We start from the raw sequence: 26,361 nt of genomic DNA, 5'->3' as shown, positions 1-26,361 counted from the left end.
GTCCGTAGGGTGGGCAAAGGCGCACTGCGCCGTGCCCACCATAATGCGCACTCCGGCGAGAATGGTGGGCACGCTTCGCTTTGCCCACCCTACGGTTCCTTCGCTCCCCTGCGCAAACGCTTCGCGTTTGTCGCAGGCAATGACGGGGAGAGGCCGCGCGCCTACGCCGCCTTCTTGCTCTCCGCGAGATTGGCGAGCTGGCGCATGATCTCGGTCGTGCCCATCAACCGCTCTTCCGGCGTCTTCCATACCTGCAGGAATACCACCTTCATGTCCGGCCGGACCTTCGCGGCCTGGCCATGCTGGCGGATGAACGCGACGAGACGATCCGGCTGGGCAAAGCTGTTGTCGCGGAACGAGATCACCGCGCCCTTCGGCCCGGCGTCGACCTTCTCGACATTGGCTCTGCGGCAATAGGCCTTGATGGCCGCGACCTTGAACAGGTAGCGAACCTCGTCCGGCAGCACACCGAAGCGGTCGCGCATCTCGGCGGCGAAATTGTCGATCTCGTCGTCGGTCTCGAGATCGGCGAGCCGCCGGTACAGCGACAGCCGCACCGCAAGGTCGTTGACGTAATCCTCGGGGATCAGCACCGGCATGCCGATGGTGATCTGCGGCGACCAGCGGTCGGCGGCAGGCTCCGCCACGCCGGCCTTGAGGTTGAGGATCGCCTCCTCCAGCATCGATTGATAGAGCTCGAAGCCGACTTCCTTGATGTGGCCGGATTGCTCCTCGCCGAGCAGATTGCCGGCGCCGCGAATGTCGAGGTCGTGCGAAGCGAGCTGGAAGCCGGCCCCCAGCGTTTCCAGCGACTGCAGCACCTTCAAGCGCCGCTCGGCCTGGGCTGTGATCTTCTGCTGCGCCGGCAGCGTGAACAGCGCATACGCCCGCAGCTTCGAGCGCCCGACCCGGCCGCGCAACTGGTAGAGCTGCGCCAGACCGAACATATCGGCGCGGTGCACGATCAGCGTATTGGCGGTCGGGATATCGAGGCCGGACTCGATGATCGTGGTCGAGAGCAGGATGTCGTACTTGCCGTCGTAAAATGCCGACATGATGTCTTCGATCATGGTCGGCGCCATCTGTCCATGGGCGACCGCGACCTTCATCTCCGGCACGTTCTTGTCGAGGAAGTCCTTGACGCCGGCGAGGTCCTCGATCCGCGGCACGACGTAGAACGCCTGTCCGCCGCGGTAGCGCTCGCGCAGCAGCGCCTCGCGGATCATCAAGGGATCATGCGGGGCCACGAAGGTGCGCACGGCCAGGCGGTCGACCGGAGGCGAGGCAATGATGGAGAGGTCCCGCACGCCGGTCAACGCGAGCTGCAGCGTCCGCGGAATCGGCGTGGCGCTCAGTGTCAACACATGCACCTGCGCCCGCAACTGCTTCAGCCGTTCCTTGTGGCTGACGCCGAAATGCTGCTCCTCGTCGACGATCAAAAGGCCGAGGTCGCGGAACTTGATCGACTTGCCGAGCAGCGCATGGGTGCCGACCACGATGTCAACATTGCCTTCCGTCAGCCCCTTTTTGACCTGCGTCAGCTCTTTTGCCGGGATCAGGCGCGAGGCCTGCGCGACATTGACCGGGAAGCCACGGAAGCGTTCGGCAAAGTTCCTGCTGTGCTGCCGCGCGAGTAGCGTCGTCGGCACCACGACCGCAACCTGCTTGCCTTCGAGCGCGACGGCAAACGCCGCGCGCAGCGCCACCTCGGTCTTGCCGAAGCCGACGTCGCCGCAGATCAGCCGGTCCATCGGCCGGCCGCTTTCGAGGTCCTTTAACGTCGAGGTGATGGCGCCTAACTGGTCCTCGGTTTCCTCATAGGGGAAGCGCGCGCAGAACTCGTCATAGACATGCGGCTGCACCGGCATTTTCGGCGCTTCGTGCAGATGACGCGCGGCCGCGATCTTGATCAGTTCGCCGGCAATCTCGCGGATGCGGTTCTTCAGCTTGGCCTTGCGCGCCTGCCAGCCACCGCCGCCCAACCTGTCGAGTTCGACATTGGCGTGATCGGAGCCGTAGCGTGACAGCAGTTCGATGTTCTCGACCGGGAGGAACAGCTTTGTTTCGGCGGCATAATGCAGTTCGAGACAGTCATGCGGCGCGCCGCCGACCTCGATCGTCTGCAACCCGACAAAGCGCCCGATGCCGTGCTCGACATGTACCACGAGATCGCCGGTCGAAAGGCTCGTGACTTCCGAGATGAAGTTGTCGAGCTTGCGACTCGATTTGCGCGGCCGCACCAGGCGGTCGCCGAGAATATCCTGCTCGCTGATGACGGCGAATTCGTCGGTTTCGAAACCGCTCTCCATGCCGACAACCGCCAGCATCGCCTCGTTGCGCGGCGTCGCCTGCACTGTACGCCACGTGTTGACGCTGGTGAGATTGGCGAGCTTGTGATCCCTGAGCATGCTGCTCATGCGGTCACGAGAGCCTTCGCTCCATAGCGCGATCACCACCTTCTTGCGCTGCGCCTGCAAGGCCAGCACATGCGCCACCACGGCTTCGAACACGTTAATCGAAGTATCGGCGCGCTCGGGCGTGAAATTGCGGCCCTGCCGCGCCCCGGCGTCGAATACGTCCGCAGCACCATCGGGCACCGCAAACGGCGTGAGCCGCGCAACAGCCGCGTCGCTCAGCCGCGTCGTCCACTCCGTTTCCGTCAGATAGAGCCGGTCCGGCGGCAGCGGCTTGTAGATCGCCCCGGAGCCCGGATGCTCAAGCGCCTCGCGCCTTGCCTCGTAATAGTCTGCAATCTGCTTGAAGCGTTCGCGCGCGGCGTCCTCGCTCTGCGGCTCGATCGCGACCGGCGCACCGTCGAGGTAGTCGAACAGCGTATCCATCCGCTCCTGGAACAGCGGCAGCCAATGCTCCATGCCGGGATGGCGGCGGCCTTCGCTGACGGCCTCATAGAGCGGGTCGTCGCGCTCAGGAGCGCCGAAGGTTGCGACATAGCCCATGCGAAAGCGGCGGATCGTTTCGGTGACGAGCTGGAATTCCGAGATCGGAACCAGATCGAGCGCGCGCATGTCGAGCAGCGTCCGCTGGGTTTCCGCGTCAAACGTCCGGATCGATTCCAGGGAGTCGCCGAAGAAGTCGAACCGCACCGGCTGATCGAGGCCGGCCGGAAACAGATCGAGGATGCCGCCGCGCACGGCATATTCGCCGGGCTCGCGCACCGTCGAGGAGCGGTTGTAGCCATTGTGCTCCAGCCAGGCGACGATCGAATCCATCGGCACGACATGGCCGGGCGCGACGGACAGCGCCTGCGCCGCCACCACCTCGCGCGCCGGCACGCGCTGCACGACGGCGTTGACGGTGGTGAGCACGATCAGAGGCTTGTCGCTGCCCTGCAGGCGCGACAGCCGCGCCAGCGTGGTCAGGCGCTGCGCCAGGATGCCGCCATGCGGCGACACCCGATCATAGGGCTGGCAGTCCCAGGCCGGAAATTGCATCACGGGCAAATCAGGCGCGAAGAACTCCAGCGCCCGTGCAAGCTGCTGCATGCGCGGACCGTCGCGGCAAACGACGGCAAGGCTCACGGCGGACGGTTTCGGCCGGGCCGCGACCGCACGCGCGAGGTCCGAGATGACAAGCCCTTCCGCGCCCTCGGCGACATTGGCAAAGGTCAGCGCGCGACCAGGAGCCAGCAATGCAGCGGGCGATTTGACTGGCGCCTTCATGCGTCGTGATCCACCGCGCGAAACGCCTTGATACGGTCGAACAGGGCGCCCGCATACTCCGGATCGAGCGGCGTGTCGCCGGTCAGCGCGGCATAGAGGTCGGGATCGGGTACCTCGATGAGGCGCTCGAGGTCGGCCAGTTCGTCATCGCGCATGCCGGATATCTCGGCATCCGCAAAGCGGCCAAGGATGAGGTCCATTTCGCGGGTGCCGCGATGCCAGCAGCGGAATAAAAGCCGCTTGCGGCGGTCGTCGAGGCCGCCGCTTGACCGTGTCGTACCCGTCATAATCTCATCCACATTCGAACGCCAAAAGCCCGGACGTGCCGGGCGGGGTTGATATAGCGGTCGGGATCGCCAATGTCAGCCCTTGTTGTCTCCGCAAATGCTCGTCATGGCCGGGCATAGCCGTCCGAAGGACGGCGTCGCTTCCGCTCGCCTATGCCCGGCCATCCACGTTTTGGTCCCAACATGAGGGCAAAAAAAGACGTGGATGCCCGGCACAAGGCCGGGCATGACGGCGAGAAACGGATTTAAGTCTGCCGATGCGCCCCACCTTGCTCAATCCGCTGTTTGCGCCGGTCACGACCCTCCCCGGTGTCGGGCCGAAGCAGGACAAGCTCTTGCGCTATCTGCTCGGGCGCGATGAGACGCCGCGGCTGGTCGATCTCTTGCTGCACCTGCCGGCGAGCGTGATCGACCGCCGCGCGCGGCCGAAGATCCGCGAAGCGGTGCAGGGAACCGTAGTGACGCTGGAGGTCACGACCGACCGCCATCGGCCGCCCCCGCAGCGCAATTCCCGCGCGCCCTACCTCGTCTATGCCTCTGATGATACCGGCGACGTGGTGCTGACGTTTTTCCGCGCCAAGCCCGGCTATGTCGAAAAGCTGCTGCCGGTCGGCGAGAAGCGCTACGTGTCGGGCACGCTGCAGATGTACGACGGCATGCCGCAGATCGTGCATCCCGACCGCGTCGTGGACGAAGCCGGGTTTGCAAAACTCAGCGGCATCGACCCGGTTTATCCCCTGACCGAAGGGCTGGCGCTGGGTTCGCTGCGGCGGGCGATCGCGCAGGCGCTGCAAAAATTGCCTGATCTGCCCGAATGGATCAGTCCGGAAGTTATTCGCCGCTGCAGCTTTCCGCCGATCAGCCAAGCGCTGAACCGCGTGCATGTGCCGGTCGAGCTCACCGACATCCTGCCCGACGGCCCGTTCTGGTCGCGGCTTGCCTTCGACGAACTGCTGGCCGGTCAACTGGCGCTGGCGCTGGTGCGCGCGCAGTTGCGGCGTCCGGCCGGCGACCGCAACGCCGGCGACGGTCATCTGCGCCACAGGATCATCGACGCCCTTCCCTATGCGCTGACGTCCTCGCAACGGGACGCGATGGCCGCCATCGCCGAGGATCTGCGCCAGCCGGTGCGAATGCTGCGGCTGCTGCAAGGCGATGTCGGGTCCGGCAAGACGGTCGTGGCGCTGCTCGCCGCCGCTGCGGTCATCGAGGCCGGCAAGCAGGCCGCGCTGATGGCGCCGACCGAAATCCTTGCGCGCCAGCATATCAAGACCATCACGCCGCTGGCCGAACGCGCGGGCCTGCGGGTTGCGATCCTGACCGGCCGCGAGAAGGGCAAGGAGCGGCGCGAAATCTTAGGCCAACTCGAAGCCGGCGAGATCGATTTTCTGGTCGGCACCCATGCGTTGATCCAGGACGACGTGATCTTCAAAGCGCTGGCGCTCGCCGTGGTCGACGAGCAGCACCGCTTCGGCGTGCGCGAACGTCTGGCGCTGACCAACAAGGGCGAAGCGGTGGACGTACTGGTGCTGAGCGCAACGCCAATCCCGCGCACGCTGGTGCTCACCTATTTCGGCGACATGGACGTCTCCGAGCTGCGGGAAAAACCAGCCGGCCGCCAGCCGATCGACACCCGCGCGGTTCCGGCGAGCCGGCTCGACGAGGTGATCGACGCGGTCGGCCGCGCGCTGAAGACCGGGAAACTGGTCTACTGGATCTGTCCGCTGGTTGAGGAATCCGAGGCCGAAGGCATCGAGCATCTGACCAACGCGACCGAGCGCTTCGAGCGGCTGCAGAAGCGGTTCGGCGACCGCGTCGGTCTGGTGCACGGGCAGATGAAGGGCACGGAAAAGGACCGCGTGATGGCGCAGTTCGCCGCCCACGAGATCGGCCTTCTGGTCGCAACTACCGTGGTCGAGGTCGGCGTCGACGTTCCCGCCGCCACCATCATGGTCATCGAGAACGCCGAGCGCTTTGGGCTCGCGCAATTGCACCAGCTCCGCGGCCGGATCGGCCGCGGGTCGGAGTCATCGACCTGCCTGCTGCTCTACAAGGAGCCGCTCGGCGAGATGTCGGCGGCGCGACTGAAGGTGATCCGCGAAACCACCGACGGCTTCAGGATCGCCGAAGAGGACCTGAAGCTGCGCGGCGAAGGCGACGTGCTCGGAATCCGCCAGAGCGGCCTGCCCGGCTACCGCATCGCCCGCTCCGACGTGCACGCCCAGCTCATCACGCAGGCGCGCGATGAGGCGCTGCGTATCATGAAGGACAATCCAAAGCTCAAGGGCGAGCGCGGCGCGGCGCTGCGCTGTCTGCTTTATCTGTACGAGCGCGATGAAGCCGTGCCGCTGATCGGCGCGGGATAAGTCTTGCTCGCATCAACCACGGCAATGCGCCACCGGTAATGCTCGGTGCCCTCGACGATCTTGTCCAGCAGCGCGTCGAGCGCCCAGAACTTCTCGTGGATATCGAAGGTGACGGCGCGGCTGTCGGTGCAGGAAAACGTCCCGAGCCGCTGGTGGTAGAGCTTTGCGAGCTTCGGATATCCCATCGGTTCGGCCATCGCCGACAGCGCAAGATAGACGGAAAGTTCGTCCGCCAGCGCCGGATGGTTGGCGCTCTCGGTCATCAGCCACTTGTAGAGATCGGGATGAAAGTTCGTGAACACGCCGGTAAAGCCGCGCGAACCAACTTTCATCGCATCATAGGCAATCGCCGCATTGGCGTTGACGATGGCAAGCGGCGTGCCCCTGGTCAGCGCCACCCGGCGTTTCACCGTTGCGAGGTCGCAGGAGACGTCCTTGAGGACGATAAAGCGGCCGGTACCCGCGCAGAACTTTAGCTCATCGTCGGTAAGCAATCGGCGATAGGGCGCCGGGCACTCGTAGAGACCGAGGGGCACTTGCTTCGGCAGCCGCTCGAGCAGCCAGCTCAGATCGTCGATAAACTTGCCGCCGCCTTCCCTTTTGGCGTCGAGCCGGTTGGTGACGAGCACCATGCCATCAACCCCGGTCGCGGCAATCGCGGTCAACTCGGCAAGCTGGCCGTCCAGGCTTTCGCTGATGTGGCCGGAAGCGATCACCGGGACGCGGCCCGCGGCGGCTTGTCTGACGAAAGCGGCAAGCCCAACCCGTTCGTCGAGACTGAGAAACTGCATCTCGCTGGACTGGCAGACAGCAAACAGCGCGTCCGAACCATTGTCGATGTACCATTCCACCAGCCGACCGAGGCCCGGATAGTCGATCTGGCCGTTTTCGGTAAACGGCGTGATCATCACGGGAATGATGCCTTCGATCTTTTTGGTCATGGTTCAGCCTGTCTATCCGTCATTGCGAGCGCCGCGAAGCAATCCATCCTTCCGTGCATGAGGTAGCAATGGATTGCTTCGCTGCGCTCGCAAATGACGGCGGAGAACGTCCCACGCCCCGCCCTACTCCACCTTCACCTTCGCAGGCGCCGGCTTCAGCCCGGCAGCCGAATTCGCCACGCGTGCCGCGTTCGCCATGCCGGCCAGCGCCCCATTGCGCTTCTGCGGATCGGAGCCGGGCTGCACCACGCCGGCGGACATGATCAGCGTCGCCGCGTCCTCGGTCGTCATATCGACTTCGATGATCTTGCTCTTCGGCACGTAGAAGAAGAAACCGGTGGTCGGGTTCGGCGCGCAGGGCAGGAACACCGAGATATGCTCCTCCTCGCCCGGCAACTGGCTCGCTACATTCACGCTCGGCGACTGCGAGATCAAAACGATCGACCACATGCCCGGCGAGGGAAACTCGACCAGGCCGACCTTGCGAAAGCTCGAGCCCTTGCCCGAGAACAGCGTCTCGAACACCTGCTTGAGGCCGCGATAGATCGCGCGCACCACCGGCATGCGGCCGAGCAGGCGTTCGCCGAGATCGACCAGCGTCCGCCCGATCAGGTTGGCGGTGAGGAACCCGAGCAGCGTCAGCGCAAACACGGCGACGATCAGGCCCGAACCGGGCAGCCCGAACGGCAGATAGGTTTCGGGACGGTAGACCGTCGGCACGAACGGGCGGACCAGATTGTCGACCCAGTTCACGAACCACCATGTCAAATAGAGCGTGATCGCGACCGGCCCTGCGACAATCAGTCCGGTCAGAAAATAGTTCCGGAAACGGGCCATCAGCCCGGCGTGGTGCGCCTCCGGCAGGGGTTCCTCCGGGGACGCGGTCGGGGGCAGTTCTTCGCGGTTCATCGTGGTTCCAGGTCGGAGCGGCAGCCGGCTTGATCCAGCTAAGCCATCCTAGCAGGTTTTTGAAGGCCCAGCGTGACAGTCGATTGACTTGACTATTCGACCGTTACCGATTTCGCAAGATTTCGCGGCTGATCCACGTCGGTGCCCATCACCACGGCGGTATGATAGGCCAGGAGCTGCACCGGGATGGCATAGACCATCGGGGTGAACGCCGATGCCATGTCAGGCAGCACGATCGTGACCAGGGAGTCGACGGTGGCTTCCGCCGCGCCCTTGGCGTCGGTCATCAGAATGATGTTGCCGCCGCGGGCCGCGACTTCCTGCATGTTAGAGACCGTCTTCTCGAACACCCGGTCGAACGGCGCGATCACCACCACCGGCATGTTCTCATCGATCAGCGCGATCGGCCCGTGCTTGAGTTCGCCGGCGGCATAGCCCTCGGCGTGGATGTAGGAAATTTCCTTCAGCTTCAGCGCGCCTTCCAGCGCCATCGGATAGCTGGTGCCGCGGCCGAGATAGAGCACGTCCTTCGATTTCGAGATGTCGCGCGCCAGCTTTTCGATCTGCGGTTCCAACGTCAGCGCCGCCGCCATCAGCCGCGGAATCTCGACGAGACCGTGAACGAGCTTGGTTTCGTCTTCGCCAGACAACTCGCCGCGCGCCTTGCCGGCGGCGACCGCGAGCGAGGCCAGCACCATCAACTGGCAGGTGAAGGCCTTGGTCGAGGCGACGCCGATTTCGGGGCCGGCGAGCGTCTGCAGCACGGTTTCGCTTTCGCGCGCAATCGTCGAGGTCGGCACGTTCACGACCGACAGGGTGTGAACGCCTTCGGCCTTGGCGTAGCGCAGCGCGGCCAGCGTGTCCGCCGTCTCGCCGGACTGCGAAATGAAGATCGCGAGATCCCCCTTGCGCAAGGGAGCCTCCCGGTAGCGAAATTCGGATGCGATATCGATTTCGACCGGAATGCGCGCCAGCCGTTCGAACCAGTATTTGGCGACATAGCCGGCATAGTTCGCGGTGCCGCAGGCCGTGATCGAAATGCGCTGGATGTCCTTGAAGTCGAACGGCAGCTTGACCGGCAGCATCACGCGCTCGCTCGCCATGTCGACATAGCGTGCCAGCGTGTGGCCGACCACTTCCGGCTGCTCGTGGATTTCCTTGGCCATGAAGTGGCGGTAGTTCGCCTTGTCGACCAGCGAGGTCGAGGCGCTGTGCTTGACCGCGTCGCGGTGAACGATCGCGTTGCTCTTGTCGTAGACGGTCGCGCCCTTGCGCGTCAGCACCACCCAGTCGCCGTCCTCGAGATAGCTGATCGTATCGGTGAACGGCCCGAGCGCGATCGCATCCGAACCCAGATACATTTCGCCGTCGCCGTGACCGATCGCCAGCGGCGGGCCGTTGCGGGCGCCGATCATCAGATCGTCATCGCCGGCAAAGATGAACCCGAGGGCGAACGCGCCGCGCAGTTCCGACAGCGCCGCCCTCACCGCCTCGACCGGCTTGATACCCTGCTGAAGCAGGTTGTCGACCAGGTGCAAAACGATCTCGGTATCGGTTTCGGTCTTGAAGACCGTCCCCTTCTTCTCCAGCGCCTGGCGCAGCTCGCGGAAATTCTCGATGATGCCGTTATGAACGACGGCGACGCGGTCGGTCCCATGCGGGTGCGCATTGTTCTCGGTCGGCTTGCCGTGGGTCGCCCAGCGGGTATGCCCGATCCCGGTGTGGCCCGCGAGCGGTTCTGCCTGCAGCCGCTTTTCGAGGTTCTTCAGCTTGCCCTCGGCGCGACGCCGCTCGAGGTGATCGCCTTCCAGCGTGGCGACGCCAGCGGAATCATAGCCACGATATTCAAGGCGTTTGAGTGAGTCTACCAACAGCTCCGCAACCGGAGCTTTCCCAAGTATGCCGACAATGCCGCACATGCGGTTCAATTTCCCCAAATCGACGAATAGCGTCGCAACCCGCTAGTCTCTTAACGAGAAATGAAGCCCGACAGGTACTCAATAATTGTTGCGTATTGAGACAGTCTTAAGCGGAAAGCTTAACGGGTAGCCCAATCTAAGCCCCTCATGGTGAGGAGCGCGAAGTGCGTCTCGAACCATGAGGCCCGGTCTGTGGCCTGCATCCTTCGAGACGCCCGCTCCGCGGGCTCCTCAGGAATGAGGGTTTGACGGTTATAACACGGTAAGATTAGCCGTCACACCCGCGAGGCGAGCGGAATACGGGTCCGCGATCTCGCGGCATGATCTGCCCGAGGTCTGGCTTGTTCCTCCCTAAAAAAGGGAGCAGGGAATGCCGGATGCGCGCTGCACCCGCGGTCTCGTGTGCAATGGGTAGAAGGAAACGCACACGAGCATACAGGTTCAGCGGAGGCAATCCGGCATTCCCTGCGCAATGGCTTTACGGCTTACTTCGCGCTCTTCCCGGCGACGAATTCCTCTTGCCACCGTCACCAGCGGATTGAGATTTGTCTAAGCCCGGTCGGGCCGACGCGTCTCCGCTGGCTTGACATCAGCCACGGATGCCAGAACCACACGACTTCGCCGTACGCAGCGCCCTCAACCGCCGCTCCGACCCGACGAGATGCCGGCCGAAGTTCTGGCGAAGGCCTTGAAACGCCGGTCGTCTGCGCAAGCGTAAGATCACTCACGGGAGAACCCGCCCTGCGACCACGATCGCGCCCGACGCCGCTGCGTCCACCGCATCCAACCCCGCGTCCGTGACGATCGCGATACGCCCCTCTTGCCGGGGTGGACGGGCGAAGTGATAGCGGTGATTTGGCCTGCGGCGGAAGCGGAATATTTTTTCGGATGCGACTGGACGGGTAGTATCAGGCTGATTTGGTTCAATAATTTAGCTTGAGCGCGCAGTGTGTCAGCAAACTCTCACAGAGAGAAAGACTTAATTAAATGCAGTCCAGCACTGTCACCGTAAGGGCGATAACCAATGCGTATGTTTCGATTCAACGAAAGCCAACGGAGAGCCTCGCTTTTGTTGTTCTCGCCGAGTCCCGGTCGGAAATGCGAAGAGCCAAACACTGAGTGCAGAAACGCGACCGTCAGGTTGAACGCATTATAAAGGGTTCGTCGGGCCCTTAATATTGTCACTCATGGGGATGCATGGAAGTTATGAGCTGATCCAATGGTACTCCACCGGACAGCTCTGGGCAAATTTTCGCAGCAGGGGCGAGCCAAATAATTATCAGCCTATCACGTATAACGACCATCCACTCAACTTCGTCGGCTTGTTCGGCCTATACCTGCTGTTTGTTGTTATGGGCTGCGTCGGATGCGTCCTCTTGGTTCGGCAGCTTCGGATATGGCTGAATAAGCGCAATTCTGGCGGATGACGATCGATTGTGATCGGACAGCGCACCGCCGAGATCTTGCCAATCTCCCCTTCATGGCAACCGCGCTGTCACAGAAATTATATGTGTCTCACTTATGGGGTGCTGTCTCACTTATGGGGTGCAGTCCAGCACTGTCACCGCAATTGCGATTATAGGTCGGCCTAATGCTTCGGCAATTCGTGCTGCATGGTTGTCTCACTGCCGCCTGCCGGACTAGCGTCGAGAGGATTCTTGGCATCGCAAAGCGCTTCTGGGACCTCATGCCTGTCAGGCGAGATCAGAAGCTGTTGCCGCATCTCGGCGAGGCGGGCACGGCAGTATTCGCGGTACAGGAGATCGAATATGGCGGGCATGATCTAACCTCGTTCGTTTGATCTGCACCAATTCCAAGCTATGATTTTTATCATTTTTCTTGGGGGCCAAGATGTGAACTAGATCACAGCCTGTCCCTCTTGAGTTTTCTCCGCCCCAGTGATGAACCTTGGCAAAAACTCGCGAACCTAGCTGCGGTCCAATGCCCGCATGACGCCGACCGCAGGCGACGAGACAATTAGCAATCGCGCCGTAGTCTCAAGAGTGAAATGCATTGGACTGCACCGTATCCTGTCACCGTAATCCGCGACTGCGCTCGCTGGAGCGCGGCGCCTTGCGTGCCGGGCTGTTCGGGCAACACTTGGATTTCAGAGCGCATCCTGCGCAAGCTTAGAGCTTAGTGACACTCATCACAGTCTGAAGAGCTGATCTCCCTTAGCGTCCTCGCATCATCAATTGACGGGATCGCTTATTCGAGGAAGGGGAGGAAGAGCTGTGGGCGCATTCACAAACGAACTGACGATTACGCATCTCTCCGGTAACGATACGCATGGCTGGCGCTTATGGCGCCTGGCAGAGCCCCTCACCTATGAGGTCGGAGGCCGCGGCTCCGGTCGCGTCATCCTCGTTTCGAATGGCTTCATCACCGACGGCCCATCCATTCCACGATTGCTGTGGTCGATCCTGCCAGTTTGGGCAAGCTGGAGCCGCGCGGGCGTCGTTCATGACTACCTGTGCTACCGAATCGCGCTCAACAATCCCCATCCTGAAGCGCCGACGCGCGACCACGCCGACCGAATTTTCTTCGAAGCCATGGAGCTCCTCAACGTCGGCTGGGTTCAGAAGTACCTGCTCTACTGGGGCGTACGCTTTGGAACTCGGTATAACGTAAGGACCACCATGATCGACCACAACACCACCCCGAGCGCTACGCAAGCAGTTAGGCGGTAGCGTCGCGTCCATGCCAGTACTTGCTTCCAACGTTGTGGCCGGTGCTCGGCGCGAGGTGCTGCCGCTGCACCTTGGCGACGACGCGGCCGATGATTCCTGGCCCCGACTCGGGATACTTCGCCAGCTCGGCGACGACGGCTCGCAGGAATTCGCCGACGATAAGCACTATCGTCGTCAGTTCTTTGGAACATACCGCAGTGCCAGAGATTGCCATGGATCACCGCGCGGTCAACACGGCAATTTATCGGTGACTGAGAGACGCCACCGCGCTCCCGCCATGACCAGGGAGCGCGTTCACAATGGGGCGGTACTTTTTCGATGTTATTGCTGATGGCGAACTAACCACTGACGAAGAGGGCATGATCCTGCCCGACATGGCCTCAGTACGGCGCGAAGTCTCCCTCTCCCTTGCCGATCTCGCACGCGATGCGGTTCGCCGTGAAGGCTGCCCCCGCCTGGCAATCTCGGTGCGCAACGAGGACGGGCCCATATGCGAAGCGGTGTTCCAATGGGGATTAGAGACCAAGCACTGAGGCCGCTTGCGCCGTAGTTCGCAGTTCCCTGAAGAAAGCTGAACAACCGTTAATGGAACCGGAACGAAAGTCCTCATCGCGGAATTGTTGATGCGAGACCGCCGCCCGCCGTCAATGAACGGCGCATGTCGCGGATAGCCAAAGGTCTTCGGACCCGCTGTTCAAGAACAAGCGCACGCGCAAGATAGCCAAAGGCGGCGGTCTCCGTCTGATCTGCAAGCAGGAAGAAGGCCCCTCGATATTACTGTCGGGCGGCGTCGTTGGGCCGTGCGTGGGCTGGAGAACTGTTATGCGAAACACTGTTGGAAACACTGTTGAGCGAAACACTGTTGAGATTGACTCCCGACACAGTCGCGCGATCGTTCAAAAGATTGGCGAAAGACTACGAGCGTCGATAAAGGAAGATCGAGAGATACCCGCGCACTTCAAAATGCAAATCGATCGACTTCGGGAGTTGGAAGACGAGACGAAGCCCAGAGGTTAAGTCACGTCCGTTCGGGTCGGCTCCTCTCTCACGGTTCCTCTCTGAAAACTCCTCTTTGAGTGCGCGCCCGTACTCTTCCGGATAGACAGTTCCGAAATCCGCATCAGAATAGGCGCATAGCAGCGGCACGGCATTCAGTTCACCTAGTATTTGCGTTTCGCCCGGCAGTCCGAAATGACTGCCGGGCTTTTGCATGACTATCTGTCAGGCTGCTCCAGGGCCGCTTCCAATTCTGTGACGATGTCGTGCAGGAGCCCAATTGCAAGCGGGTCAGTGACCTCGCGCTCCATCACGCGAAAGCGCATCACCCGCTCTTGAAGTTCACGCTGTTCCCTGTCGTCGTCCATGACGCGCTCCGCACTTTAGAGCATGACGCCGAGCGAGACGGATGGTTGCAGGAACTTGAACGAATATTCATCAAGGTTAAGGCGTTCCCTTCGGCGTGAACCGAGGTGGCCTGACGGGCGGTCGCAATTCAGCCGACGCCGGCCGCGTTGCAGGTCAAATACCGAACGAGTGCCTGATCTGCCTCAGCATCGATATGGCGGCATCGGTATACCGACCATGGGTGAGATACTGGTCTAGCTGCGACGCACCAAGCAGCATCAAGGCTGCCATTACAAAGCCTTTGAACATAGTGGGCCTCTCCAAAGGAAAGAGACCGCCAACCGGGCCGGTCGGGTTAGAGCCTTTTGGAATTCGCTGTCGCCGATCGCGACCTATCCGCAATGGCGGAATGCTGGCACCAATTGGTAGCCAAATTGCTAAACAAGCCCCGCGCTCAACCCTCTTTCTTAGCCTTCGCCCGCATCTTCATCTCCCGATACCTCGCCGCCCCGCCCTCGCGGTTGTTCTGCGGGCTGCGTTCCACGGCCATCGCGTCGTCAGGCACGTCCTTGGTGATGACGGAGCCCGAGCCGATATAGGCGCCGTTGCCGATCTTCACCGGCGCCACCAGCGACGAGTTGGTGCCGATGAAGGCGCCCTCGCCGATCGTGGTCTTGTGCTTGAAGAAGCCATCGTAATTGCAGGTGACGGTGCCGGCGCCGAGATTGGCTTTGGCGCCGACATAGGCGTCGCCGACATAAGACAGATGGTTGACCTTGGCGCCCGCCTCGATCGTCGCGGCTTTTGTCTCGACGAAATTGCCGATCTTCGCGCCGTCGCCAAGCGAGCTGCCCGGTCGCATACGCGCATAGGGGCCGACGAGCGCATTCTTGCCGATCGAACTCTGCACGATGTGCGAGAACGAATGGATCACCGCGCCGTCAGCAATCGTCACGCCGGGGCCGATCACTACGAAAGGCTCGATGGTGACGTCGTTGCCGAATGTCGTGTCGGCGGCGAGATAAACCGTCTCCGGCGCGATCAGCGTCACGCCGGCATCGAGCGCCGCCTTGCGCAGCCGCGCCTGCATCACTGCTTCGGCTTCGGCGAGCTGGGCCTTGGTGTTGATCCCGCGTACTTCGTCCTCGCTGGTTTCGATCACGACGGCCTCCAATCCCATTTCCCTGACGATGGTGACGGCATCGACCAGATAATACTCGCCCTTGCTGTTGGCGTTGCCGATCCGGCCTAAGATTTCCAGCGCGCGGCGACCGTCGAACGCCATTACGCCGGCGTTGCACAGCGTCACCTTGCGCTCCTCGGCGCTCGCGTCGGCATGTTCGCGTATCGCCGTCAGGCGGCCGCCCTCGAGCAGCAGCCGGCCATAGCCGGTCGGATCGGCGGCGCGGAAACCGAGCACCGCGAGCGCCGCGCCTTTTTCCAGCGGCGCGCGCAGCCGTGCAAAGGTCTCAGCCGAGATCAGCGGCGTATCGCCGAACGCCACCAGCAAATCGTCTGAGCCGCGCGCGATCGCCTCGCGGGCGGCCAGCACGGCATGCGCGGTGCCGAGGCGCTCGGCCTGAACGAAGGTCGCCGCATCGGGGCGGACGCGCCTGACCTCGTCGGCGACAGCCTTGTGGTCCGGCCCGATCACGACCGCAAGCGAAGCGCCCTCGCCGTGCGGGGCCGCGTCCAGCACATGGGCCAGCAGCGGCTGGCCGGCGACGGGGTGCAGGACCTTCGGCAGCGAGGATCGCATGCGGGTACCCTCACCGGCCGCAAGCACGACAGTCAGGCTGGATCGTACGGTCATTCCATTCCTTTGCGGGCAACACAGATGGCGCCGGCCGTCTTTAATTGTTTTCCCCCGGAGATCAAACCGATTCGCCGCCCCGAAAACGTCCGGATTCAAGTGGCCGGCGCATTTCCTGTTAATGTTTGCCCTGTGATTCGGCAGGCCTCGAGGAGGGCCAGGGGCGTTTGGCCAAGAAACCAGACCATCTTGCAGACTTCGAGGCGGATGACAGCAGTGGCATGCTGAGCAACCTGTTGGCCGAGGAAGACGAACTCGACCGCCGCGCGCTGTGGCGGCTCGGATCCTGGGGCGTCGGGGCCACCGGCGCGGTAATTCTGGCCGTAATGGCCAACCAGTCGTCGCTCGGATTGAAGCGCGACCAGGTCGCCGCCGCTGATATCACCAGGCAGGGGCAGCAAATCCAGCTCATCGCCAAGGAAACCCAGAACGAGGCGCGGCGGCTCGCCGCCGCGATCGACACGCTCAACAGCGATCGCGACAGGCTGTATTCCCGTGTCACCAGCCTGGAACAGGGGCTCGATTCCGTCACCGGCACCATCGCCCGGCAGGGTTCCGCCTCCGCCTCGCCGCCTGTTGCAAATGCGGAGCCGCCGGCCGCGCAAAGTCCGCCGCCGTCGCCAGCCGTCGCGACGGTAGCAACCGCCCCGGCCACAGCGCCTGTCACTGACAAACCCACGTCCAGCGCCGCCACCGCCGAGCCGGCCCCGGCGGCGGCTTCCTCCGTCGCAAAGGATGCAGCGAAGACCGACGCAGCCAAAGCGGAAAGCGCCAAGTCTGAAGCCAAGCCTGAAACGGCAAGGGCCGACGCGGTCAAGCCAGAGCCCGCCAGGCCTTCGACCGCCACGCCTTCACCGGCTGCGCCGCTGGTTTCAGCGCAATCGATGATGGCCCCGCCCGATCCCGCGGCCGGCAAGCTGATCGAGCCGGGCAAAGCAGCAAACTCGGTGATCGCGAGCCCGATTCCCGATGTCGTGGCGTTGGCACCGTCGGCAACCGATGCGGAAGCGGACGAAGCCGCGCCAAAAGTCTTCCTGCAGCGGACCGAGTTCGGGGTCGATCTTGGCACCGCCAATTCGGTGAACGGGCTGCGCGCGTTGTGGCGTGGGTTGTTGAAATCGAGATCGAACGCCCCCCTAACGGCGCTGCGCCCGATCATCGTCATCAAGGAAGGCACCAACGGCCTCGGCATGCAGCTTCGCCTGGTCGCCGGTCCCTTGAACGACGCCGGCGCCGCCGCCAAGATCTGCGCTGTACTGACCGAAAACAACCGGCCTTGCGAGACCGCGATCTTCGACGGCCAGCGGCTGTCGCTCAAATCCGACGATGCGCCGCCCACCGCCGCCAACCCGCCGCCGCGCCGGCGCAGCATCGCCAAGCGAGCGGCGGTCGTTGTCGAGGACGTCTCGAAGAAGCCGGAACCGCCGCCAGTGACAACGCCGCCGCCAACGCAGACGACATTGTCGACCATCTTCGGCAGGAAGAACACGCAATAAGTCCGTAGCCCGGGTGGAGCGTCAGCGAAACCCGGGACCGCCGCCGAATGTCGCAAGAATCCCGGATTACGCTTCGCTCCATCCGGGCTACGAACTTCTCAGGTTTTATAGGGCGTTATGGCGAATTTCTGACCTGCATTCTTGCCTTGGCGGACGCTTGTCCCGGCAGCCAATCCCGACCATATTGCGCGAATGAAAAAATCCCCGTTCCGGCTCACGCCCTATCAAGTTCAGTTCCTGTTGGTGGTCGGCTTCGTCACCGTCGGTTACGCGCTTTATCTGCGCTATCTCGCGATTGAGTTCTCGACCGTCGCGCTGGCCTGCGACGCCGGCCTGCAAACCATGCTGTGCAAGTCGCGGACGCTCGCCACCTATTTGTTCAAGAATTCGGTATTCGGCATCGCCGCGCTGATCATTGCGACGCTTCACGTCATGCGGCCGTCGATCGTGCTGCTGACAGGCGGACTGATCGCGGCGGGATTCGGGATCGTGCTCTACAATATCGCGCTGTCGGGAATTGCGATCGGCCTGCTCATTTTAGGATTTGCACGGCCCGCGCCCGCCACAGCGTAAACGCCAGCAGCAAATAGATCGCGCAGGTCCACATCGCCTGCCAGTTCTGGTTGCCCTCGTTGAAGCCGATGAAGAGCGCGGCCGCGACCAGCAATCCGGCAAAGGCGGATTCGGCAATCGGGCGCACGCCCTCCATCGGCCGGTTGAGCAGCATCAGCGCCGCGAACGGCACCACCGCCATCGTCAGCGAGGCGAACGGAAAGTCGCGGTAGCGCGGATCGAATGTAAAGCCGAGCGCGGTCTGCGCCGCGATCAGCGTGGTGACCGCAAGCACGAAGCCGAACAGCGCCGTCAGCACCGATTTCGTTCGGCCCTCGCGCGGTCCGAGCAGTTCGAGGAATGTCGGCAAGGGCCGGCCGGACATTGCAGCGTTCGCGCACAGCATCGGTGACGCAATGGCGGCTGCCAGCAGCGCCCCCCATTGCAGCCAGCCGCCGGCGCCATAGCTTTCGTAAAGCATCTTGTCGGCGGCGACCCCGAGCAGCATGCCGGCGGTCGTCGCCGAGGTTCCGACCGCGATCCACGAGGCCAGCCGCGGCTTCCATGGCCGCCGCCGCAGGGTCAGCCAGCCCGCCAGGAACACGATGGCGCTGAGCGCCATCCCGGATGCCATATGCAGTTTCCAGAACGGATAATTGCTGATCGGCTCGCCCGGCGGATATTTCACCGCCCGCTGCGCGTCATCGATCATCCCCCAATAGCCGCCGACGGTGCCCTCGAGCTGGCGCTTCCACGGCTGGTCATAGGCCTCGATCAGGTTGACCCGAAACTTTTCGCGCTTGGCGAGGTCGAGGATTTCGGACACGACGCGCGCCTGGTTGGTGCGTGACGGCAGTGCGCCCTCACGCATCCTTCCTGCGCTCGGCCAGCCGGTCTCGCCGATCAGGATTTCCTTGTTCGGAAACGCCACCGCCATCCGCTTGCGGATATCGTCTACATGGCCGGCGGCGTGCTTTGCCCGCACCGGCATGTCTTCCCAGTAAGGCAGGATGTGGATCGTGACGAAATCGACGGCGTCATAGACCTCACGGTTGCGCAGCCAGAATTCCCAGACATCGGCATAGGTGACCGGCACGGTGACCCGCGATTTGACCGAGCGGATATTGGCCGCAAGATCCGACGTCGTCATCTCGCCGCGGAGCAGCACCTCGTTGCCGACCACCAGCGCCGTAATGACATCAGGGTGTTCCTTGGTCAGTTCGATCGCGACCGAAATCTGGGCGAGGTTCTTGATCCGGTTGCTGGAGAGCCAGATCCCCTGAATCACCTTCAGCCCAACCTTGGCGGCCAGGGAGGGAACCTGATCGAGCCCGTTCTCGATCGAATAGGTCCGCACGCAGTCGGTGATCTTGGCGAGCTGCGCCAGATCCTGCGCGATCTGTTCAGGAGGAATCTGCGTGCTCGGAATCAAGGGCGTCTGCGCGCCGCGGAACGGGGCGTACGACACGCACTGCAACTTTGCGCTGGGGTCGATCGGCGCACGCACGAGCGAAATCGGCGTGGCGAGCCACCACCAAAGGGCCGCGATCATACCTAGCGATGAAATGAGAAGCGCCAGCGGCGTACGAAGAGAAATCGGTTCCATCCTCCGGGCGGGGACAGTCGATTACCCGTTCATCGGCGTTCTGCCAAGATGCCGGCTAGTCAATTCCGCGCCCCGTTCCCTGCGGCAGTTTTACCGCCGACATGATAAAGTTGTGACTTTGCTGGACAAAATCCGAAATACCCGTCATTTGAATCCCCGAACTTGTCCGCCGCATTGGAGACCTATTTGGGCGGCAACAAGCCAGACCACCACCACCACCAGCCGCTTGCGCGGCAGGAAACTGATCGGGGAATGTATGCGTCGACGGGTGCTTGATCCAAGAGTTGCGGTTCTGAGGCGCTTCGCCGTGGCCGGCCTGGCCCTCCTGATCGGATCGGCTGGCGCTTTTGCCCAGAGCGGCACCCCCGCCCCCCAGGATCAGTCCGGCAAGCCGCCGGCCGCGAGCACCGCTGAGGCCAACAAGGACAACCAGCGCAAGGCCGACGAGTTCGTCGAGGCGGCCCAGGCCATCAACGGCCCGGCCGGAAACCCCGAATGCGTCTGGCTTGGTCGCCGGGTGGTTCGCCTGATGTGGCGCGACGACCTGGATACTGCATTCCGGCACCTCGATCTCTATGACCGGTTCGGCTGCCCCGGCGGCCATGTCCAGGCGACCTTCCGCTGCCTGACCCGCTTTGGCGGACAGATCGATCCCAAGGTGGCCGAAACGCTCGACAGCCGCATCCACGTCTGCTGGATCAATCCGGGCGCCCAGCCCCAGGCTGCTGCAGCGGCCAGCCCGGCGCCAGGCGCGCCTGCGACCGCCGGCAATGCGACGCCTGCGCCGGCCGCTTCGCCCTCCCCGGCCCCCGGCGCCGCGCCTGCCCCGCCCGCGAAATAGAAGTCCCTTATTCAGGATACGTTCAGCGGAACGATCGTACTTATTCTGGCGTTTGGATGGTCCGGCGTTTGGATTGGTCGCGCCCTTAAAGCGCTGTCCTTAAAAAAGTCACGGCGTCATATCAGTTGTGAAATCACAGGGCAGGACTATCCTTATGATGCCGCCGTGTCGGTCGAACCTAGGGGACAGGTTCGCTTTCCATAAATTGCAGCCCCGTATGGTTTAGCTCCCGATGCGTGCCGTCGTCGCCGTTCTGCTGTTTGTGACCGCAGCTCACGCCGGGCTGTGGGGCCTGTTTCAGGACAGGCAGGCGGCCCCCGATTTCAGGGGCATTCTGCCAAGCGTCTCCTATGCGCCGTTCGAGGGAGCTGCGCATCCCGACGTCGACAATATTCCGCAGGTCGAGAAAATTCGCGCCGACCTGAAGAAATTGTCGACGATCACGCGCGCGATCCGTCTCTATTCCTCGACCGGCGGCGTCGAACTGGTCCCGCCGATCGCCGCCGAGTTCGGCCTGAAGGTCACCGTCGGCGCCTGGATCGACAAGAATGCCGATCGCAACAAACGCGAGATCGAGGCGGCGATTACGCTTGCCAAGCGCAACAGCAACGTCAACGGCATCGTCGTCGGCAACGAAACCATCTTCCGCGGCGAGCAGAAGATCGACGACCTGATCGAGCTGATCAAGCAGGTCAAGAAATCCGTCAACGTGCCCGTGACGACAGGCGAAATCTGGAACATCTGGCGCGACAATCCCGAACTCGCGTCGTCAGTCGATTTCATCGCCGCGCACGTGCTGCCCTACTGGGAAAACTTCACCTCCAAGCAGGCCGTCGATCAGGCGGTGGCGATGTTCCAACTGCTGCGCGACCAGTTTCCCGGCAAGCGGATCGTGATCGCCGAGTTCGGCTGGCCGAGCGCCGGCTATAATCTGAGGAACGCCGACCCCGGTCCCTTCGAACAGGCCTCGGTGCTCCGCAATTTCGTCACCCGCGCCGAAGCCATCGGCATCGACTACAACATCGTCGAGGCGATCGATCAGCCCTGGAAATTCTTCGAAGGCGGCGTCGGACCCTATTGGGGCATTCTCGACGCTTCCCGCGAACCGAAATTCGCGTGGACCGGCCCGATCGTGAACGAGAACTACTGGAAAGTGGCGGCGATTGCGCTGCTGGTCGGCATCCTGATGTCGCTGCCAATCCTGAGGATCGAGAGCCCGACAATCATGCAGGCGCTGGTGCTGTCTGCGGCCGCGAACGGCGTCGGCGCCTGGGTTTCCACCGTGTTCGCCTACTGGGCCGGGCACTATTTCGTGTTCGGCTCGGCCTTTGCGCTGACGCTCGGCCTGATTCTTCTGGTTCCGCTGGTCCTGATCGCGATGGCGCGGATCGACGAAATCGCGGCGGTCGCCTTCGGCCGCGGCCCGCGCCGGCTGATCACCAAGAGCGCGCCCTTGGCGCCCGCCACCATCGGCGAGAACGTCGTCTTCCCGAAGGTCTCGATCCACATCCCCGCCTATTTCGAACCGGTCGAGATGCTGAAGCAGACACTCGATGCGGTATCGCGGCTCGATTATCCTAACTTCGAATGCGTCTGCATCATCAACAACACGCCCGATCCGGAATTCTGGCGGCCGATCCAGGACCACTGCCGCGCGCTTGGTGAGCGCTTCAAGTTCATCAACGCCGAGAAGGTGCAGGGCTTCAAGGCCGGCGCGCTGCGCATTGCCATGGAGCGCACTGCGGCGGACGCCGAGATCATCGGCATCATCGACGCCGACTACGTCGTGCATCCGGACTGGCTGAAAGATCTCGTGCCGGTGTTCGCCGATCCACGCGTTGGCCTGGTGCAGGCGCCGCAGGAGCATCGCGACGGCGACCGTTCGCTGATGCACTACATCATGAACGGCGAATATGCCGGGTTCTTCGACATCGGCATGGTCCAGCGCAACGAGTTCAACTCGATCATCGTGCACGGCACGATGTGCCTGATCCGCCGTTCCGCGATGGACATGGCCGGCGGCTGGTCCAGCGACACCATCTGCGAGGATACCGATCTCGGCCTGACCATCCAGCAGCAGGGCTGGCTGACGCACTATACCAATGTCCGCTATGGCGAGGGCCTCCTGCCCGACACCTATGAAGCGTTCAAGAAGCAGCGCCACCGCTGGGCCTATGGCGGCTTCCAGATCGTCAAGAAACACTGGCGGCGCTTTATGCCCGGCGCGAGCCGGCTGACACCGGACCAGCGCCGCGAATTCTCGCTCGGCTGGCTGAACTGGCTCGGCGCCGAAAGCCTCGGCGTAGTGGTCGCGATTCTCAATCTGATCTGGGTGCCGATCGTCGCCTTCGCCGACATCGCCATCCCCGATAAAATCCTGACACTGCCGATCATCGCTTCCTTCGTCGTTTCGCTGGTGCACTTTGTGGCGCTGTATCGCCTGCGCGTGCACGTGAAGGCCGGCCAGATGTTGGGCGCCATGATCGCGGCGATGAGCGTGCAATGGACGGTGTCACGCGCGGTGGCCCAGGGCCTGATCACCGAGCATCTCGCCTTCGCCCGCACCTCCAAGGGCGGCCTGTCGCGGATGTCGATCGAATTCCAGGCATTCTGGGAAGCCGTGATCGGCGTGCTGCTTCTGGTCGGCGCCGGCGTGCTGATCGTGACGAACGGCTACAAGCAGGTGCACGAGATCTACATCTTCGCCGGCGTGCTGGTGCTGCAAAGCCTGCCGTTCCTGGCCGCGGTCTCGATTGCGCTTCTGGAAAACTCCCGCATCAACTCCTTCGCCTTCTGGCGTAACAGCGCGGTGCGGACCGCGGAACTAATCGGGCTGCGTCCGGTGACCCTGCCGACGGTCGGCAGCCAGTCCCAGCCGGTCGCCTCCGAGATTCGCCGCGAGGTGAATTGACCGCCGTGGATGGATTGGCGCCGGATGGTTGAAGAAGCCGAACTAACCTTTAGCTATCTAAAGAGAATTAGGACCAGTCAAACCACGAATTTGCCGCGCGGGCGCTATTGACCCGCAAGGGCCCGCCCCCTACACAGCGCGGCGAGTGAGCGCGTAGCTCAGGTGGTAGAGCACGTGACTTTTAATCATGGGGTCGAGGGTTCGAGTCCCTCCGCGCTCACCAAAAACAACCAAATAAACAAGAACTTACTGGAATGCCTTAGGTAGCTGTCACCTAGAACTTGGAGTTAGGTAGCATATAGGTAGCAACGGCTATCATACGCCGCTGGCGGCCGTATCAGCGACGGCTCTACGCATTACTTTTAAGAACCGTACCTTCAATGCAGTGAAGCATCGTCATCACGAGTTGGTCGGTCATGACTTAAGACTCCTCCTCCCATGGAAAACCACTGAGTTGTCCAAGCTTGAATTGTTGTGGCCGTCATCCACCCAAGCAGCAATTCGGCCCGCCCTACCCGGCCGTTCCTGGGCTTCAATTGAGCTGAAGACCGAAAAGCAAGGGTGGCGCAGAACAGGGCCGCCTGTCCCCGCAGCCAACTACTTGCGAGAGGAAATTCGGAGGCGCGCCCGCGAGGATGGCATTTCCTTGGGGAAACTTGGCGCTGAGATAATGCGGCAACTACTTCAAATACATCGACACAAAAAACGTTGATCTGAACAAGATCGGTAGGGCCGTCGAGTTTTTCGGCGCCAGGCTTGTGATCGACCGGCAGGACGAATGACAGAGGACTATCCACAGCCACGAGGCACTGTAGCTCAGCGGCGTTCCGATCCCCAAGGGATTGCGACGCTACCCGCTGCCGCTCGCTCTCTTCGACTCAGTCTCGTCGATTTCGTAAAGTCTTTTGAATCCGTCTGCGGCAGAAAAAATTGCGGCTACAAAGCCCACAATCCCGCTCGTCGAAAAGTTCGTTCCGAGGAGCAATGCGACGCCTCCAGCCACGCTCAGAAGAATCTGCAACCACGCGACCGACCGCCAATTCCGCAAATCGCGAAGGACGCACACGAGCACGGCCAGGAAGAAGCATAGGACGGCTACACTCACCCAAACGTAAATGGGTAAATCGTGAACACGGACAAAGAGCGCGCTGTAAATCGCGGTAGCGCCGAGTCCAACCAAGCCGACGGCACCCCAGAAAACCCCGAGGAACACCATCCCCATTGGGAGCAGGCGCCAGTCAAACTGCTCCGGCACGGGCCGGCCGTGCCCATCCAGGCGTGGGGGCTCCTTTTCAACGTACATACGAGGAAGATACCACAACTCCGACAAGGAATAATGTCCTCTCGTCGGCAAGAAAAACACTTGGCCGTGCGCGCCCCTCTCGTGCGCTCGCCCTGCCTGTGAATAGCCGGGATAAGCGAGCAACGCGCCCCCATCACGCCCTCCACGTGTCATGCTCCTAGCTTGGTCGAATCGCTCGGTTTGATGGGACAGCACAGAAAAATGTCCGCAGGATCATTGTCGACCCTCTTCTCCTGGCTGGCCCTTGCCTTCACGCTGGCCACGCTGATTTCGTCCGGTCTCGCGCTTCACTATCGCCACGCGTCGAGCAAAGAAAAGGATTCGGAGATCAGCCGATTGAACGTCGAACTTTCAGATGCGGGCAGTAAGGTAGCAGAGTTGGTGCGTTTACAAACGCCTCGCAAACTAGACGACAATCAAAAAACCAAACTGGTCGATTCTCTAGCAAACGCGCCAAAGGGAAAGCTAACTATCAAGGCATCTGTGAACGCTCCCGACGCGCGAGACTATGCTGGACAAATCGCCGCAATATTCGCCGCGGCCGGCTGGTCTGCTCCGATCGACAACGCTCTGTTTATGGGAGGCGACACGAGCGGAATCTGGATCACCGTTCGCAGCGCTAAAATACCTCCTGTTGCCAACGTCGTTTACGACGCCCTTAAGCAGGCTGAAATTCCGGTACGAGATGGTGCCTTTGGAGATGCGAGTGGTCCGGCAGAGGATGAGGTCTGGCTCAATATTGGATCCACAAAGTAAGGCACCGCCCTACTCAGCTGCTTGGTCACCGCTCCTCGTTCGGATGCACCCACTTGTAAGGCGTGATCGCGCGCGCCTCGGTCAGCTTGATTATTCGCACCGGGGGCGCCGAGCGACCTTTCCGACATGACCGGCATTTCAGCGAGGCTTCAAGCTTCCAGATCCGCGTGTCTCGCGGCCGGCGGATAGCGTAGAGGCAGACTCGCCCGCGTCTTGCAGCGACTGCCTCGGGTGCGCTGTCATCCGCGCTATGAACGCGCCGAAATAGCAGAAGCCCTAGTCATCTATCTCTCGAGTCAGAATTTCCGTTATGTCGTCGCACAGCCTGACAAGCCGCTCGCTAAGGGTTTGCAGTTGCTTTGCCTCTATTGGGGGAGACGTTGCACCAGTCTTCTTCCAAGTGTCAGATTATAATCCTCGATCGCCACGTAGAATGCATCGAGGTTCGTCTTCACGGCAGCAATTTCTTTGGCAATTTCCTGAGGGAAAACATGAAGATTCAACCAAGCCTCGCTTACATCAAACTTCATGCGTGGATCCAAGTCTTCAACCTTGAGTTCAGCGTCTCCGGGCATTTCTCCAAAGGCCCGCAATTTGCGTACTGCGACGCCTGCGAACGAGCGAACAAATGACAGCGTGGACCTCAAGCGCAGATAAATCCCGAGTTCAATATTCTCATTCGTTTTTCGTGCGTCTCCCTGTCGAAATCGACCTTGGCCATCGCGCCTTTGTAAGCCAAAGTTCCTCCAATCAGTGCGATGCAAGAAGCAATCAACGTCTGCCAATCTTTGAGATTAGGAGGCCCAGCTAGGCTCATCCACGCGGCAAGGAGCGCGGTGAGCATAAGTCCAACCATCGTGGGAAGGCTTGGTAGTTTCATAATCCAAGGTTGTGGCCAAGCAACGGTACTGTCGAGTGGCGCACATGACACGGTCCACAGATTTTGC

Annotated in this window: 20 protein-coding genes, 1 tRNA gene and 1 pseudogene; 9 read left to right on the top strand and 13 right to left on the bottom strand. The window is 62.0% G+C overall.

What is annotated here, in order from left to right:
- Positions 1–161: 161 nt before the first annotated feature.
- Both mfd and GWE18_RS26845 read right to left on the bottom strand, forming a co-directional pair.
- On the bottom strand, positions 162–3,680 hold the full coding sequence (gene mfd / locus GWE18_RS26850; RefSeq protein WP_275188698.1) for a transcription-repair coupling factor: 3,519 nt from the start codon (positions 3,678–3,680) through the stop codon (positions 162–164).
- On the bottom strand, positions 3,677–3,967 hold the full coding sequence (locus GWE18_RS26845) for a succinate dehydrogenase assembly factor 2 (protein ID WP_275188697.1): 291 nt from the start codon (positions 3,965–3,967) through the stop codon (positions 3,677–3,679). Before GWE18_RS26845 ends, mfd begins: the two co-directional genes overlap by 4 nt.
- A 257-nt stretch (positions 3,968–4,224) precedes the next feature.
- Here GWE18_RS26845 and recG point away from each other — a divergent pair, with 257 nt between their 5' ends.
- Positions 4,225–6,333, top strand: coding sequence for an ATP-dependent DNA helicase RecG (gene recG / locus GWE18_RS26840; protein WP_275188696.1), 2,109 nt, complete (start codon positions 4,225–4,227; stop codon positions 6,331–6,333).
- Here recG and GWE18_RS26835 read toward each other — a convergent pair.
- The 4 genes from GWE18_RS26835 to GWE18_RS26820 all read right to left on the bottom strand — a co-directional run bounded on the left by GWE18_RS26835 (position 6,285) and on the right by GWE18_RS26820 (position 11,882).
- Positions 6,285–7,274: a dihydrodipicolinate synthase family protein gene (locus GWE18_RS26835; RefSeq protein WP_275188695.1), complete on the bottom strand. Its 990-nt coding sequence runs from the start codon at positions 7,272–7,274 to the stop codon at positions 6,285–6,287. The two genes, recG and GWE18_RS26835, sit on opposite strands and share 49 nt — an antisense overlap.
- Positions 7,275–7,397: 123 nt before the next feature.
- Positions 7,398–8,183, bottom strand: a complete 786-nt coding sequence (locus GWE18_RS26830) for a DUF502 domain-containing protein (RefSeq protein ID WP_275188694.1) — start codon at positions 8,181–8,183, stop codon at positions 7,398–7,400.
- A 92-nt stretch (positions 8,184–8,275) separates the two neighbouring features.
- On the bottom strand, positions 8,276–10,102 hold the full coding sequence (gene glmS / locus GWE18_RS26825; RefSeq protein WP_275188693.1) for a glutamine--fructose-6-phosphate transaminase (isomerizing): 1,827 nt from the start codon (positions 10,100–10,102) through the stop codon (positions 8,276–8,278).
- Positions 10,103–11,690: 1,588 nt separating this feature from the next.
- Positions 11,691–11,882: a hypothetical protein gene (locus tag GWE18_RS26820; RefSeq protein WP_275188692.1), complete on the bottom strand. Its 192-nt coding sequence runs from the start codon at positions 11,880–11,882 to the stop codon at positions 11,691–11,693.
- Between the two features lie 454 nt (positions 11,883–12,336).
- Between GWE18_RS26820 and GWE18_RS26815 the strand changes: the two genes are divergently transcribed.
- Positions 12,337–12,792: a DUF1353 domain-containing protein gene (locus GWE18_RS26815; protein WP_275188691.1), complete on the top strand. Its 456-nt coding sequence runs from the start codon at positions 12,337–12,339 to the stop codon at positions 12,790–12,792.
- On the opposite strand, the gene GWE18_RS26810 is transcribed toward GWE18_RS26815, so the two are convergent.
- Positions 12,782–13,006, bottom strand: a complete 225-nt coding sequence (locus GWE18_RS26810) for a hypothetical protein (protein WP_275188690.1) — start codon at positions 13,004–13,006, stop codon at positions 12,782–12,784. The two genes, GWE18_RS26815 and GWE18_RS26810, sit on opposite strands and share 11 nt — an antisense overlap.
- Before the next feature lie 85 nt (positions 13,007–13,091).
- Between GWE18_RS26810 and GWE18_RS26805 the strand changes: the two genes are divergently transcribed.
- Positions 13,092–13,325 carry a hypothetical protein gene (locus GWE18_RS26805; protein WP_275188689.1) on the top strand — a complete coding sequence of 78 codons (234 nt, stop codon included), beginning with the start codon at positions 13,092–13,094 and terminating at the stop codon, positions 13,323–13,325.
- Between the two features lie 382 nt (positions 13,326–13,707).
- On the opposite strand, the gene GWE18_RS26800 is transcribed toward GWE18_RS26805, so the two are convergent.
- The 3 genes from GWE18_RS26800 to glmU all read right to left on the bottom strand — a co-directional run bounded on the left by GWE18_RS26800 (position 13,708) and on the right by glmU (position 15,949).
- On the bottom strand, positions 13,708–14,004 hold the full coding sequence (locus GWE18_RS26800) for a hypothetical protein (RefSeq protein ID WP_275188688.1): 297 nt from the start codon (positions 14,002–14,004) through the stop codon (positions 13,708–13,710).
- Positions 14,005–14,006: 2 nt separating this feature from the next.
- Positions 14,007–14,156 carry a hypothetical protein gene (locus tag GWE18_RS26795; RefSeq protein ID WP_275188687.1) on the bottom strand — a complete coding sequence of 50 codons (150 nt, stop codon included), beginning with the start codon at positions 14,154–14,156 and terminating at the stop codon, positions 14,007–14,009.
- Positions 14,157–14,590: 434 nt separating this feature from the next.
- A complete protein-coding gene (gene glmU, locus GWE18_RS26790; protein WP_275188686.1) occupies positions 14,591–15,949 on the bottom strand; it encodes a bifunctional UDP-N-acetylglucosamine diphosphorylase/glucosamine-1-phosphate N-acetyltransferase GlmU in 1,359 nt (452 codons plus the stop codon).
- Between the two features lie 167 nt (positions 15,950–16,116).
- Here glmU and GWE18_RS26785 point away from each other — a divergent pair, with 167 nt between their 5' ends.
- A complete protein-coding gene (locus tag GWE18_RS26785) occupies positions 16,117–17,445 on the top strand; it encodes a hypothetical protein (RefSeq protein ID WP_275188685.1) in 1,329 nt (442 codons plus the stop codon).
- A 192-nt stretch (positions 17,446–17,637) separates the two neighbouring features.
- Complete coding sequence (locus tag GWE18_RS26780; RefSeq protein WP_275188684.1) at positions 17,638–18,018, top strand: hypothetical protein; 381 nt, start codon at positions 17,638–17,640, stop codon at positions 18,016–18,018.
- On the opposite strand, the gene GWE18_RS26775 is transcribed toward GWE18_RS26780, so the two are convergent.
- Complete coding sequence (locus tag GWE18_RS26775) at positions 17,978–19,603, bottom strand: beta-(1-6) glucans synthase (protein ID WP_275188683.1); 1,626 nt, start codon at positions 19,601–19,603, stop codon at positions 17,978–17,980. The two genes, GWE18_RS26780 and GWE18_RS26775, sit on opposite strands and share 41 nt — an antisense overlap.
- A gap of 256 nt (positions 19,604–19,859) precedes the next feature.
- Between GWE18_RS26775 and GWE18_RS26770 the strand changes: the two genes are divergently transcribed.
- The 4 genes from GWE18_RS26770 to GWE18_RS26755 all read left to right on the top strand — a co-directional run bounded on the left by GWE18_RS26770 (position 19,860) and on the right by GWE18_RS26755 (position 25,414).
- The gene (locus GWE18_RS26770; protein WP_275188772.1) at positions 19,860–20,444 is read left to right on the top strand and encodes a beta-1-3, beta-1-6-glucan biosynthesis protein; all 585 of its coding nucleotides are present in this window, start codon (positions 19,860–19,862) and stop codon (positions 20,442–20,444) included.
- A 232-nt stretch (positions 20,445–20,676) separates the two neighbouring features.
- On the top strand, positions 20,677–23,355 hold the full coding sequence (locus GWE18_RS26765; RefSeq protein ID WP_275188682.1) for a glycosyltransferase: 2,679 nt from the start codon (positions 20,677–20,679) through the stop codon (positions 23,353–23,355).
- Positions 23,356–23,502: 147 nt separating this feature from the next.
- Positions 23,503–23,578, top strand: a tRNA-Lys gene (locus GWE18_RS26760).
- A 1,242-nt stretch (positions 23,579–24,820) separates the two neighbouring features.
- Positions 24,821–25,414, top strand: coding sequence for a hypothetical protein (locus GWE18_RS26755; protein WP_275188681.1), 594 nt, complete (start codon positions 24,821–24,823; stop codon positions 25,412–25,414).
- A gap of 25 nt (positions 25,415–25,439) precedes the next feature.
- On the opposite strand, the pseudogene GWE18_RS26750 reads toward GWE18_RS26755, so the two are convergent.
- Together GWE18_RS26750 and GWE18_RS26745 are read right to left on the bottom strand one after the other, a co-directional pair.
- A pseudogene (locus tag GWE18_RS26750) lies at positions 25,440–25,638 on the bottom strand (hypothetical protein); the annotation flags it as partial.
- 141 nt (positions 25,639–25,779) lie between these two features.
- Positions 25,780–26,178 carry a hypothetical protein gene (locus GWE18_RS26745; RefSeq protein WP_275188680.1) on the bottom strand — a complete coding sequence of 133 codons (399 nt, stop codon included), beginning with the start codon at positions 26,176–26,178 and terminating at the stop codon, positions 25,780–25,782.
- Positions 26,179–26,361: the final 183 nt, after the last annotated feature.

Origin of the sequence: Bradyrhizobium sp. CSA112 (assembly GCF_029051645.1) — a bacterium.
Lineage (GTDB): Bacteria > Pseudomonadota > Alphaproteobacteria > Rhizobiales > Xanthobacteraceae > Bradyrhizobium.
This window is presented reverse-complemented; position numbering and strand designations above follow the sequence as displayed.